Raw genomic sequence first — 12968 nt, 5'->3', positions numbered from 1 at the left:
CGGTCATCTACTCCCGGTGGACACGAGGGGCACGTGCGTCGTGCAGGCGCAGTCACCGTTGGCGATGGTCGCCAGGCGCTGGACATGCGTTCCGAGCAACTGCCGGAATGCTTGCTGCTCTGCCTCGCACAGTTCCGGAAACTCTTCTGCCACATGGGAAACCGGGCAGTGATGTTGGCAGATCTGCACGCCGTTGCCTACCGGCCGGGTCGACGCTGCGAACCCCACCGCATTGAAGGCTTCGGCGATTGCGTCCGCTGTCGCCTCGACGTTGTCCACATCTGTCGGATCAGCCGGTTCGACGTCTCCGACGATGGCCTGAACCCGACGCTTGGCGAACTCCTCGATTGCCGCGTCCCCGCCGATTTCGCGGAGTTGCCGCATCGCGGCTCCCGCCAGATCGTCGTAGGTATGGCCGAGGCGCCCGCGGCCGGTCGCGGTGATCTGGAACTGCTTGGCAGGTCGACCGCGTCCGCGCTGGCGCAGCGACGCCGCCGAAGCCGTTCGTGCTTCACCGGACTCGATCAAGGCGTCCAAGTGACGTCGGACACCTGCGGCACTCAAACCGAGGCGTGTGCCGATTTCGGAGGCCGTAATGGGGCCTTCTTCGAGTAGCAGCTTGACCACTGCGGCCCGGGTCTGGCCTTCGACGCTCACCGTCACCGGATTTGCGGCAGCACTCGGCGAGGTCGCTACAGTGGGCTGACCTGCAACTTCCTTGCTTCGAGGGTCTGACGCATTTCTTTTCACAACACAAGTGTGACCGAATTCTTTTCGCAGGTCTACTAAGGGCAACCTGCATTACATTCGGGAATATCCGGACAGCGCACGTTGTTTGTGCTTGTCTGTCCAGCTGGATGGAGCCGCTACGCTGCCTGGTGTGCCGCAGACCCCCGAGAAGACGACGACCGCGCGATCGGCGCGCGCGATCCTGCTGGACAAACCCAAGGCACTCGCGCTTTCCACGATCGGCGTTCGGCCTTTCGGTTCCGCTCCCCGGCAGAGCATGGCCGCGGTGTTGCACGGCGACGAAAGCGAGCGCCCGGGCCTGAACGCGAAGGAAACCGCGCAACTGCGAGGTATCCGTCGATTCGGAGCGACCGGCGCGGTCTTGATGGCAGTGGGCGCGCTCGGCGCCGGCGCACAACCCGTCCTGCAGAATCCGACCGCCGGCCTTCGAGTCCTCAGCCTTCCCGGACGTATGCCGACGGTCTCGCTCACCATGACGATGACCGGAACGGTGCTCGTCGTTCTCGCCTGGCTGATGATGGGCCGATTCGCCGTCGGCGACATACGCAGCCGATCCGGCGCACCGCGGCGCATGACCCGCTCTCAGTTGGACCGCACACTCCTGCTGTGGATCCTGCCGCTCTCCGTCGCACCGCCGATGTTCAGCCGCGACGTCTACTCGTATCTGGCACAAAGCGAAATCGCGGCCCGCGGACTCGATCCGTACGCCATCGGCCCCAAGGCGGCACTGGGCGTCGACCACGTTCTCACCCGCACTGTTCCGACCATCTGGCGGGACACGCCGGCTCCGTACGGGCCGTTCTTCCTGTGGCTGGGACGCGGGATCAGCTCACTGACCGGCGACAACATCGTGGCCGGAATCTTCTTGCACCGCCTGCTCGCATTGGCCGGCGTCGCGCTCATCGTGTGGGCGATACCTCGACTGGCCAAGCGATGCGGCGTCTCCGCCGTCAGCTCACTCTGGCTCGGAGCCGCGAACCCGCTGCTGCTCTTCCACTTGGTGGCCGGCATCCACAACGAAGCGCTCATGCTCGGGTTGATGCTCGCCGGAATCGAGATCGCCCTCCGCGCAGTCGAAGGGTCCGGGCCCATCCGTGGGCGGGCACTGTTCTATCTCATCGCGGGATCCGGATTGATCGCGTTGTCGTCGACCGTCAAAATTCCGTCCTTGCTTGCACTCGGATTTGTCGGCATGGCTCTGGCCCGGCGTTGGGGTGGCACCTGGAAAGCCCTGGCGGGAGCCGCGATTCTCCTGGGCATCGTTGCCGCCGTCGTCACGTTTGTCATCAGCTCGGCCAGTGGGCTCGGCATGGGTTGGATCAACACCCTCGACACCGCTACGGCGGTCCGGAGTTGGATGTCCATCCCGACGCTGCTGGGCGTCGGCACGGGGTTGGCCGGTGTACTGCTCGGACTCGGCGATCACACGACGGCAATCCTCACGATCACGCGGCCGATCGCGTACCTGGTTGCCATTCTCATCACCGCGCGGATGATGATCTCGGTATACATGGGCCGCATTCACCCGGTCGGTGGACTCGGCATCGCACTCGGGGCCATCGTTCTCCTGTTCCCGGTCGTTCAGCCCTGGTACCTGCTGTGGGCGATACTTCCGCTCGCGGCCTGGGCCACCGCGCCGATTTTCCGCATCCCCGCTGTGGTGTTCACCTCGATCGTCAGCGTCATGTTGATGTCGAACGGCGCCGAATATCTTCCGTTCATGATCGTGCAGGCCGTCATCGCGACCATCCTCACCGCCGGAACGCTCATCGTCTTCACCCGCAATTCACTCCCCTGGCGTAGCGACAAGCCAGTAGCGGAGATCACGAAAGGCGGACCGGTAGACGAAGACAACTCGGCGGGGGCTTACGCTGATTCCCCGTGACCTCGAGAGCCTCCAGATCGTCGACGCCGGCGGTACAGATCCAGGGTGTCGTCAAGTCCTTCGACGGTGTTCGAGCCGTCGACGGTATCGATCTCACTGTCGAGACGGCCCAGGTCGTTGCCCTGCTCGGCCCAAACGGAGCCGGTAAGACAACCACCGTCGAGATGTGCGAAGGGTTTGTCACCCCCGATGCCGGCGCTGTTCGAGTGCTCGGTCTCGACCCCATCGCCGACTCCGGTGAAGTCCGCTCGCGAATCGGCGTCATGCTTCAGGGCGGCGGCGCATACCCCGGGTCCAAGGCCGGAGAAATGCTCGACCTCGTCGCCGCATACTCTGCCGACCCACTCGATCCCGCCTGGCTCCTTGCCAAACTCGGCCTCACCGATGCGCGCAAGACGCCCTACCGTCGCCTTTCCGGCGGCCAGCAGCAACGACTGTCCCTGGCGTGCGCGCTTGTCGGCCGTCCCGAGTTGGTATTTCTCGACGAACCCACCGCTGGACTCGACGCTCAGGCACGTCTACTCGTGTGGGAACTCATCGACGCTCTGCGCCGCGACGGCGTCAGCGTCCTGCTCACCACGCACCTCATGGACGAGGCCGAAGCGCTCGCCGACGAACTGGTCATCATCGACCACGGCAAGATCGTCGCGTCGGGAACGCCGGCCGAGGTCACCAGCAAGGGCGCTGAAGGCCAACTCCGTCTGACGACGGTTCCCGGTTTGAGCCTCGACTCGCTGGCCGGCTCACTCGCCGGGTTCCGCGTCGAGGAATCCAACCCGGGCACCTACGTCGTCGAAGGTGCAATCGATCCGGCAACCGTGGCGACAGTCGCGACGTGGTGTGCCGATCAGGACGTGCTGATCAACGACATTCGCGTCGATCAACGGAGTCTGGAAGACGTCTTCCTCGAATTGACGGGCCGGGAACTGAGGGGATGACGGAGATCAAGGTCATGAACGAAACAGCAGCGAACGGCCAGAACAGTGGGACTGCCAACGGAGCCAGGGAACGCCGGCTCGCCGAGAACCGCTTCGAACCGGGCACTTTCTCGCCGGATCCCCGCCCCAGTTCGGCGGCCGACATGCTGGCGGCGCAGACCAAACTGGAACTGACTCTTCTGCTCCGCAACGGTGAGCAATTGCTGCTGACCATGTTCATCCCGATCACCCTGCTCATCGGACTGTGTTTACTTCCGATCGGCGATTTGGGCGATTCTCGGGTCGATACCGTGCTCCCTGGTGTCATGATGGTTGCCGTGATGTCGACGGCGTTCACCGGACAGGCCATCGCCGTCGGATTCGATCGCCGATACGGCGCGCTCAAGCGACTCGGTGCAACGCCGCTGCCGCGGTGGGGAATCATCGCAGGCAAGAGCGCCGCCGTCATCATCGTCGTGGCACTGCAGGCATTGCTGCTCGGCGCTATCGGTTTGGCGTTGGGGTGGCGTCCGTCGTTCGCCGAACTGGTACTCGGCGCAGTGGTCATTGCCATCGGTACTGTCACGTTTGCAGCGCTGGGACTGCTGCTCGGCGGCACTTTGCGAGCGGAGATCGTTCTCGCTCTCGCCAACGTCTTGTGGTTCATCATGGTGGGCATCGGCAGTGTGGTCTTCGCCAGTGGCGAACTTCCGACCGCTGTTCACACGCTGGTGCGCATTGTTCCGTCCGGTGCTCTCGCACACGCTCTCGAAGCGGCCCTCGACACCTCGATGGACTGGTTCTCGATTCTCGTACTTCTCATCTGGGCCGCGGTGGCCGGTGTCTGCGCAGCAAGGTGGTTCAAGTTCACGTGAGTACACGACGGACAGCTCAGATCGTCGGCTGTGTGGCCGCAACAGTGATGTTGTGTGCCGGACCCGCAACGGCGACTCCCTCGGTGTCCGGTCCACTCGCACCTGCAAATCCGTACCTCGGTCCCGTCGGTACCTCCACCATGCACGGTGACGCGGGCTCGTCCGACGTCACTCCGCTGCCCGGACCCGGAACCGGCCCCCACGAAGTGACCGCCTTCCCGATGATGGCCGCCTGCCCGACGGTCCTGCAGGGTTCCGACGGCATGATCGTCTCGCTCTGCACGACGATGATCGGCCAGATCCCGACCATCCATTTGATCGATCCGAAGGCCGACGCCACGCCGTTAGGTAGATCCGTAGCGCAACTGCCGCTCGCGAAGGGCAGTCTCCTCGGCGGCGTCTACGCCTACCTGGACAACGAGAACCGCCTCGTCGCGGTCGACGGAAATCGTCAGTTGGTCCGCATTTCCCACGCTCAGAATCCGGACGGCAGTTGGCGGCTGGAACTCGCCGATGCCGTCGATCTCAGTGGTGCGGTTGCCGCCGACGACAACGTCACCGGCCTCGCTCCGGACTGGGAAGGCAATGTCTGGTTCGCCACCGGGCACGGCACCGTCGGGTATGTCGGCACGGATCGAATCGCGCACAGCATCGCTCTCCCCGAGGGTGAACAGGTGCAGAACAGCATCTCCACCTCCCCGACGGGCACTGCCGTCGCTACCACACACGCGCTCTACCAACTGAAGCGAAGCGGCGACGAGGTCGTCGTCGACTGGCGCCAACCGTACGATCGCGGGCCGGCCCGCAATCCGGGTCAGCTCAGCTGGGGTACCGGATCGACTCCGACGTACTTCGGCCCCTCGACGGGCAGTGATTTCTTGACCATCGTCGACAACGCGCATCCGACGGTGAGCTTGCACGTCTATCGCGCTGACACGGGCGCCGAGGTGTGCACGCAGCCGGTGTTGTCCGCTGCCAGCCAGGACGGCTCACCGAGCGGCAGCGAGAACTCCCCCGTCGGCATCGGTCATTCGGTCTACGTCGCCGGAACTTACGGATACCCGTACCCCACAACTCCTGAAGGCGCCGGCCCGGCGGTCCCCGCCACGGCACCGTTCAACGGCGGCATGACCCGCGTCGACATCGACCCCGTCGGCTGCCATGTCGTGTGGGACAACACGATTCGAAGCTCCGCGGTCCCACACCTCTCGACCGCTGATGGCGCGATCTACACCGTCACCCGGGACGGCGCTGCGAACACCTCGCCGCTGGACGGGTACTCGTTCGCGGTGATCGACTCGAAGGACGGGTCACGGATCGGTTCGACTCCCCTGCCGTCGACGATCCTCAACGACACCCTGCAGATGTCTGCGCTCATCACCGAGTCGGGCGAGTACTTCCAGGGCACGATCTCGGGAATCGTGCGGGTTCGCGCAAACTGACGTGCGCTGGTCCCATCGGCGCGAGGCATATCGCTTCGCGCTTGCTTCAAACGCCTAGCCCCCAACGACGCGGGGCAGGCGCGGAGCGAGCTGGCCCCAACGACGCGGGGCAGGCGCGGAGCGAGCTGGCCCCAACGACACTGTGTAGTTGATGGGGAACTACGATCGTTGGCGTGGTGAATCGTGTGTATGCCGGATTTTTGCGCTTGGTGGATCGACTACCTCTCCCCTCGCTGAAAACGCAGAAGATCATCGCGTTCATCGTGATCCTGACGCAGGGCGGCATCGCTGTCACCGGCGCGGTGGTTCGCGTGACCGCTTCTGGGCTCGGTTGCCCGACGTGGCCGCAGTGCTTCCCCGGTAGCTTCGTTCCGGTCGGCCATGGCGAGGTCGCAGTACTTCACCAAGCCGTCGAGTTCGGTAACCGCCTGCTCACGTTCCTGGTTGTGATCGTCGCGGCTGCAATCGTGCTCGCGGTGACTCGCGCTCGCCGTCGCAAAGAGGTGCTTGTCTACGCTTGGATGATGCCGCTCGGCACCGTGGTTCAGGCAGTGATCGGCGGTATCACCGTCCGGACCGGACTGCTGTGGTGGACGGTGGCAATCCACCTGGTGGCGTCGATGCTGATGGTCTGGGTTGCCACGGTGATGTACGCGAAGATCGCCGAACCCGACGAGGCAACAACGCTGATCGTGATGCCGAAGCCACTGCGTTGGCTTACCGCGCTGTCGGGAGTGGCGCTCGCCGGCGTGCTCGTCGCCGGAACCTTGGTGACCGGTGCGGGCCCACACGCCGGTGACAAGAATATGGATCGGATTGTGCCTCGCCTCGAGGTCGAAATCGTGACCCTGGTTCATCTGCACTCGCAGCTGCTGGTCGGATACCTCGCGCTGGTCGTGGGACTGACCTTCGGCTTGTATGCGGTCGGAACGTCAGCGGCCGTGAAGATCCGATTGAAGGTATTGCTCGCGCTCATCGTTGCGCAGGCACTCATCGGAATCGTGCAGTACTTCACCGACGTACCAGCAGTCCTGGTCGTCTTTCACGTCGCTGGTGCCGGACTGTGCACGGCTGCGACGGCAGCAGTTTGGGCCGCGGGCAAGACCCGCCAGTTCACGCCGACCGGCTCGCCGATACCAGCTGTCTGACGCTTGAAGACACGTGTGGGGCGTAGGAACACCTTTTGGTGTTCCTACGCCCCACACGTCATTTCAGGATTCGTTGCGAGCTTTCGGGAACCGAGTCTGATTGGCAACCCAACCGGCCATCTTCTTGAAGTGGCCTTCCTGCGGGGTGACGATGCTCGTCAGCTCACGCTCCCACTCGGCAACGGTGACGTTGTCGAAGGATGCGACGACGGCATTGGCCGTGGCGAGGTCCTCGACGACCTGGTCACCGAGGATGCCGTCGGCACCCACGAGAGTGATGCGAACGCCGGCAACGCCGACCGGCTGGATGACGGCGCTGGCGGTTCCGCCGTGCTCGGCGACGAACTTGGTGATGGCATTCACCGTGGACTTCGGCAGTTCCGGCGCGGACGGGGTGGCGTCCGACTTCTCTGTATCGGTGCTCATGACTCGACAATACTGGTCGGTAGCCCGGAAGCGACACCAGGCATGGACTGAGGCTCGGTAGCCGCGGGTGTAGAACAGAAACCATGCGAGCCATCTACGTGACCGAGACCGGCGGACCAGAGGTTCTGACTCTGACCGAACAACCCGAACCGACACCGGGCCCAGGCGATCTACTTGTCCGGACCGAAGCGATCGGCATCAATTTCATCGACACGTACTTCCGAATGGGCCAGTACAAGCGGCCGCTCCCCTATATTCCGGGCGACGAGGGCAGCGGTGTCGTCGAAGCCGTCGGTTCCGATGACACCGAATTCGCCGTGGGCGACCGTGTCGCGTGGGCCGCGGCCACTGGCAGCTACGCCGAGAAGGTGGCTGTTCCCGCCGCAGTCGCAGTCAAAGTGCCCGACGGTGTCCCGGCATCAGCCGCAGCGTCGGCGCTCCTGCAGGGGATGACGGCGCATTACCTCGCGAAGTCGACGTATCCGATCCAGAGCGGAGACACCGTGCTCGTGCACGCGGGCGCGGGCGGCGTCGGATTGATCCTGACGCAGATGGCCGTCAGCCTCGGGGCGAAGGTCGTCACGACTGTGTCATCGGATGCGAAGGAAGAACTCTCGCGTGGCGCCGGTGCCTCGGAGGTACTGCGGTACGACGAGGACATCGCAGCGCGCGTTCGGGAGTTGACCGGCGGCGAAGGAGTCGCGGCGGCATACGACGGCGTCGGCGCGACAACTTTTGATTCGAGCTTGGCTTCCGTGCGTATCCGCGGCACCGTCGCGTTGTTCGGTGCGGCCAGTGGTCCGGTTCCGCCGGTGGATCCGCAGCGGCTCAATTCGTCGGGCTCGCTGTTCCTGACGCGTCCGACGCTCGCTCATCACATTCGCACTCGTGAGGAACTGACCTGGCGTGCCGGCGATGTCTTCGATGCCATTGCGGCCGGAAAGCTCGATATTCGCGTCGGGGCCGAATACCCCCTCGCCGATGCAGCGACAGCGCACCGGGACCTGGAAGGTCGAGCGACAACGGGATCAATCGTTCTGATCCCCTAGCGAAAGGCTGTGCGCCTTTATTAACCGCCCGCGGTTAATAAAGGCGCACAGCAGAATCAGCTGAGCATGTCACTGATCGTCTGGAGTCCGAGCACCGAGTCGACAGCGAGGCCGACGAAGACGATCGCAAGATAGTTGTTGGACTGCAGGAACAGGCGCAGCGGCTTGACCTGGGCACCGCCACGAACGCTGCGGTACAGCTGATGGGCCATGAGGAGGAACCACGCGCCGGCGACGATGGTGATGGCGGCGTAGATGACGCCGGACGCGGGCACGAGGACGAGCGTCGTGACGACCATCGCCCAGCTGTAGAACAGGATCTGCTTGGTGACGTGCTCTTCGGTGGCGATCACGGGAAGCATCGGAACACCGGCAGCTTTGTAGTCTTCCTTGTAGCGCATTGCGAGCGCCCATGTGTGCGGCGGCGTCCAGAAGAAGATGATCAGGAACAGCACAACGGGCTGCCAGCTCAGTGATCCGGTGACCGCGGCCCAGCCGACGAGGACGGGCATACATCCGGCAGCGCCACCCCAGATGACGTTCTGCCAGGTACGACGCTTGAGCACCATCGTGTAGATGAGTACGTAGAACGCGATCGTGATCACGACGAGGATGCCGGCGAGGAGGTTGGCTCGCCACCACAGCCACAGGAACGACGCGAGACCCAGGAGAAGTCCGAAGACGAGCGCGTTGCGAGTCGGTACCGCCTCGCGGGCCAGCGGACGCTTGGCGGTGCGCTTCATGACCTTGTCGATGTCGGCGTCGACGACGCAGTTGAGAGAGTTCGCACTCGCTGCGCCCATCCAGCCACCGAAGAGGGTGCTGAGGATCAGAGCGATGTCGACTGTTCCGCGATCGGCCAGCAGCATTGCCGGAATGGTTGCCACCAACAGCAATTCGATTACTCGCGGCTTCGTGAGCGCGATATAAGCCAGAACCTTGCCCGTTGCGCGACCCCACACCGTATCGGTATTGGTCGCCCGCGGGGCGGCACCTGGGCTGCCGAAGCCATGTCCGCTCGGCTGTTGCCCTGTCCGCACGTTCTCTCCTTGCACCACGCGTTACCGCACTAACTCTTCACGACACACTGCTGACACTGTTCTCTACTACGGACGATGGTAGACCGCAGCCATGGAGGAACCGAATCGACCCGGACAGCCAGGACCATTAGGCTGGGTTACGCAGTGGAGGGACACCCACCCTCGCAATCCACGTACACCATGTCAGGAGACATCTGCCAGTGTCGATCACAGACGAGATCCACGTCCTCACGCAACCCGTCCACCCCTCGGACTGGACCGACCTGGACACCAAGGCTGTCGATACCGCCCGCGTGCTCGCCGCCGACGCGGTTCAGAAGGTCGGCAACGGCCATCCCGGAACTGCAATGAGCTTGGCGCCGTTGGCATACACCCTCTTCCAGCGCGTCATGCGCCACGATCCTTCGGATGCAGAATGGGTCGGCCGTGACCGCTTCGTTCTTTCCTGTGGCCATTCGTCCTTGACGCTGTACACCCAGCTCTACCTGTCGGGCTACGGTCTCGAGCTCGCAGACCTCGAAGCTCTCCGCACGTGGGGCGCTTTGACCCCCGGCCACCCCGAGGTCGGCCACACCGTCGGCGTCGAGATGACCACGGGTCCGCTGGGCCAGGGCCTCGCCTCCGCAGTTGGTATGGCGATGGCTGCGCGCCGTGAGCGCGGGCTGTTCGATCCGGAGACCCCGGTCGGCTCCTCCCCCTTCGACCATCACATCTACGTGATCGCGTCCGACGGTGACATCGAAGAAGGCGTCACCTCCGAGGCGTCGTCCCTCGCCGGTGTCCAGGAACTGGGCAACCTCATCGTCTTCTACGACGACAACAAGATCTCCATCGAGCACGACACCACGATCGCTCTCGGCGAAGACGTCGGAAAGCGCTACGAGGCGTACGGCTGGCACGTTCAGCACGTCGAGGGCGGCGAAAACGTCTCCGGCATTCTCGACGCAGTCGCTGCGGCCAAGGCCGTCGTCGATCGCCCGTCGATCATCCTTCTCCGCACCATCATCGGTTTCCCGGCTCCGAAGAAGATGAACACCGGCGACGTCCACGGTTCCGCCCTCGGCGCCGACGAGGTCGCTGCGGTCAAGGAAGCCCTCGGATTCGATCCGAGCAAGTCCTTCGACGTCGACGCCGACGCTTTGGCTCACGCCCGTGAGGTCGTCTCGCGCGGCGCCGACGCACGCAAGGCGTGGCAGGTCGAGTTCGACGCTTGGGCAGAACGTGAGTCCGAGCGCAAGGAACTCTTCGACCGCCTGTTCGCCGGGGAATTCCCCGCCGGCTGGGCCGACGCTCTCCCGACCTACGAGGCCGACGCCAAGGGGGTTGCGACTCGCAAGGCCTCCGGTTCGGCACTCAACGCGCTCGGACCGATCCTGCCCGAGCTGTGGGGCGGCTCTGCTGACCTCGCGGGCAGCAACAACACCACCATCAAGGGCGCAGATTCGTTCGGCCCGTTCTCCATCTCCACCAACGACTGGAATGCGCAGCCTTACGGCCGCACGCTCCACTTCGGCATCCGTGAGCATGCGATGGGCTCGATCCTCAACGGCATCGCGCTGCACGGCCCGACCCGCCCGTACGGCGGAACCTTCATGGTCTTCTCCGACTACATGCGTCCGGCCGTTCGCCTGGCTGCACTGATGAAGACTGCCGTCACCTACGTCTGGACCCACGACTCCATCGGTCTCGGCGAAGACGGCCCGACTCACCAGCCGGTCGAGCACCTGGCCGCACTGCGCGCCATCCCGAATCTCGCCGTCGTCCGCCCGGGTGACGCCAACGAGACCTCGTTCGCGTGGCAGGCAGCACTCGAGAACAAGACGGGACCGACCGCTCTGGCACTCACCCGCCAGGACATCCCGGTTCTCGAAGGCACCAAGGAGAAGGCTGCCGAGGGCGTCAAGCGCGGCGCGTACGTTCTCGTCGACGCAGCCAACGGTTCGCCCGAGGTCATCTTGCTGGCCACCGGTTCCGAACTGCATCTGGCCACCGAGGCTCGTGAGACCCTCGAAGCTCAGGGCGTTGCAACCCGCGTCGTTTCCGTGCCCTGCCTCGACTGGTTCCTCGAGCAGGATCAGGCGTACCGCGACGAGGTCATTCCGCCCGCCGTCCGCGCACGCGTGTCCGTCGAAGCCGGCATCGCAATGCCGTGGTGGCGCATCCTCGGCGACGCCGGTCAGGCCGTCTCGCTCGAGCACTACGGCGCCTCCGCCGATTACAAGACCTTGTACCGGGAGTTCGGCATCACTGCCGACGCGACTGTCGAAGCCGCGCAGCGCTCCCTCGCAGCTGTGAAGGGATGATCTCGATGACACAGAACGTGAATACCGAAAAGCTCTCCGCTGCAGGCGTTTCCATCTGGCTCGACGATCTCTCACGAGATCGCATCCAGTCCGGCAACCTGCAGAACCTCATCGACACGAAGTCGATCGTGGGCGTCACGACCAACCCGTCGATCTTCCAGGCAGCCCTTTCCAAGGGCTCGGCTTACGACGCTCAGGTTCGTGAGCTCGCGCAGCGCGGCGCCGATGTCGACGCCACCATCACCGCGGTGACCACCGACGACGTGCGCGCTGCGTGCGACATCCTGGCTCCGCAGTTCGAGGCGTCGAACGGCGTCGACGGCCGCGTGTCCATCGAGGTCGATCCTCGCCTGGCACACGACACCGACGCCACCGTCGCGCAGGCGATCGAGCTGCACAAGATCGTCGATCGCCCGAACGTCCTGATCAAGATCCCCGCGACGCTGGCAGGCATTCCCGCCATCGCCAAGGTGATCGGCGAGGGCATCAGCGTCAACGTCACCTTGATCTTCTCGGTCGAGCGCTACGAAGCAGTCATGGGCGCATACCTCGAAGGTCTGGACACCGCCAAGGCTGCCGGCCGCGACATCTCGTCCATCGAGTCGGTCGCCTCGTTCTTCGTCTCCCGCGTGGATTCCGAGATCGACAACCGCCTCACTGCAATCGGCACGCCGGAAGCTCTCGAGCTTCGCGGCAAGGCTGCACTCGCAAACGCTCGCCTGGCGTACAACGCCTACCAGCAGATCTTCGAGGTCCAGCCCCGCTTCCAGGCTCTCCTGGCAGACGGTGCCAAGGCTCAGCGTCCGCTGTGGGCGTCGACCGGCGTGAAGAACCCGGATTACCCGGACACGCTCTACGTCACCGAGTTGGTTGCACCCAACACCGTCAACACCATGCCGGAGAAGACGCTGGACGCTCTCGCCGACCACGGTGAGATCACGGGCGACACCATCTCGGGCACCGCTCAGGAATCACAGGCGGTCTTCGATCAGCTCGCTGCTGTCGGCATCGATCTTGCGGACGTGTTCACGGTCCTCGAAACCGAGGGCGTCGACAAGTTCGAGGTGTCCTGGAACGAGTTGCTCGACGCAACTGCCGAGCAGCTCCGCGCAGCAACCCAGAAGAGCTGAGCC

11 protein-coding genes are annotated in these 12968 nt (G+C 64.3%); 8 read left to right on the top strand and 3 right to left on the bottom strand.

The features are described from left to right. Nucleotides 1-3 precede the first annotated feature (3 nt). A complete protein-coding gene (locus tag ACFT1A_RS04385) occupies nucleotides 4-750 on the bottom strand; it encodes a metalloregulator ArsR/SmtB family transcription factor (protein ID WP_076948451.1) in 747 nt (248 codons plus the stop codon). A 130-nt stretch (nucleotides 751-880) separates the two neighbouring features. Between ACFT1A_RS04385 and mptB the strand changes: the two genes are divergently transcribed. The 5 genes from mptB to ACFT1A_RS04360 all read left to right on the top strand — a co-directional run bounded on the left by mptB (nucleotide 881) and on the right by ACFT1A_RS04360 (nucleotide 7017). After that, entirely contained in the window at nucleotides 881-2635 is a 1755-nt protein-coding gene (gene mptB, locus ACFT1A_RS04380; protein ID WP_378445968.1) for a polyprenol phosphomannose-dependent alpha 1,6 mannosyltransferase MptB, read from the top strand. After that, entirely contained in the window at nucleotides 2632-3573 is a 942-nt protein-coding gene (locus ACFT1A_RS04375; RefSeq protein WP_378445967.1) for an ABC transporter ATP-binding protein, read from the top strand. Before mptB ends, ACFT1A_RS04375 begins: the two co-directional genes overlap by 4 nt. A 14-nt stretch (nucleotides 3574-3587) precedes the next feature. Then, complete coding sequence (locus ACFT1A_RS04370; protein ID WP_378445966.1) at nucleotides 3588-4427, top strand: ABC transporter permease; 840 nt, start codon at nucleotides 3588-3590, stop codon at nucleotides 4425-4427. 47 nt (nucleotides 4428-4474) lie between these two features. After that, entirely contained in the window at nucleotides 4475-5869 is a 1395-nt protein-coding gene (locus ACFT1A_RS04365; protein ID WP_378446119.1) for a hypothetical protein, read from the top strand. Nucleotides 5870-6042: 173 nt separating this feature from the next. Further along, the gene (locus tag ACFT1A_RS04360) at nucleotides 6043-7017 is read left to right on the top strand and encodes a heme A synthase (protein ID WP_378445965.1); all 975 of its coding nucleotides are present in this window, start codon (nucleotides 6043-6045) and stop codon (nucleotides 7015-7017) included. Between the two features lie 63 nt (nucleotides 7018-7080). Here ACFT1A_RS04360 and ACFT1A_RS04355 read toward each other — a convergent pair whose 3' ends face one another. After that, nucleotides 7081-7443 carry a hypothetical protein gene (locus ACFT1A_RS04355; protein ID WP_230815574.1) on the bottom strand — a complete coding sequence of 121 codons (363 nt, stop codon included), beginning with the start codon at nucleotides 7441-7443 and terminating at the stop codon, nucleotides 7081-7083. A gap of 83 nt (nucleotides 7444-7526) precedes the next feature. On the opposite strand from ACFT1A_RS04355, the gene ACFT1A_RS04350 reads away from it, so the two are divergent. Further along, nucleotides 7527-8492: a quinone oxidoreductase family protein gene (locus tag ACFT1A_RS04350; RefSeq protein ID WP_378445964.1), complete on the top strand. Its 966-nt coding sequence runs from the start codon at nucleotides 7527-7529 to the stop codon at nucleotides 8490-8492. A gap of 56 nt (nucleotides 8493-8548) precedes the next feature. Here ACFT1A_RS04350 and ACFT1A_RS04345 read toward each other — a convergent pair whose 3' ends face one another. Beyond that, a complete protein-coding gene (locus ACFT1A_RS04345) occupies nucleotides 8549-9532 on the bottom strand; it encodes a heme o synthase (RefSeq protein ID WP_283304656.1) in 984 nt (327 codons plus the stop codon). Between the two features lie 200 nt (nucleotides 9533-9732). On the opposite strand from ACFT1A_RS04345, the gene tkt reads away from it, so the two are divergent. Then, nucleotides 9733-11835, top strand: coding sequence for a transketolase (gene tkt, locus ACFT1A_RS04340; protein WP_378445963.1), 2103 nt, complete (start codon nucleotides 9733-9735; stop codon nucleotides 11833-11835). A 5-nt stretch (nucleotides 11836-11840) separates the two neighbouring features. Continuing rightward, complete coding sequence (gene tal / locus ACFT1A_RS04335) at nucleotides 11841-12965, top strand: transaldolase (protein WP_378445962.1); 1125 nt, start codon at nucleotides 11841-11843, stop codon at nucleotides 12963-12965. The last annotated feature ends 3 nt before the right edge of the window (nucleotides 12966-12968 follow it).

Origin of the sequence: Rhodococcus sp. NPDC057135, from assembly GCF_042670865.1 — a bacterium.
Taxonomy (GTDB): Bacteria; Actinomycetota; Actinomycetes; order Mycobacteriales; family Mycobacteriaceae; genus Rhodococcus_F.
Note: the sequence above shows the minus strand (reverse complement) of the source record. Positions and strands in the feature narration are given on the sequence as shown.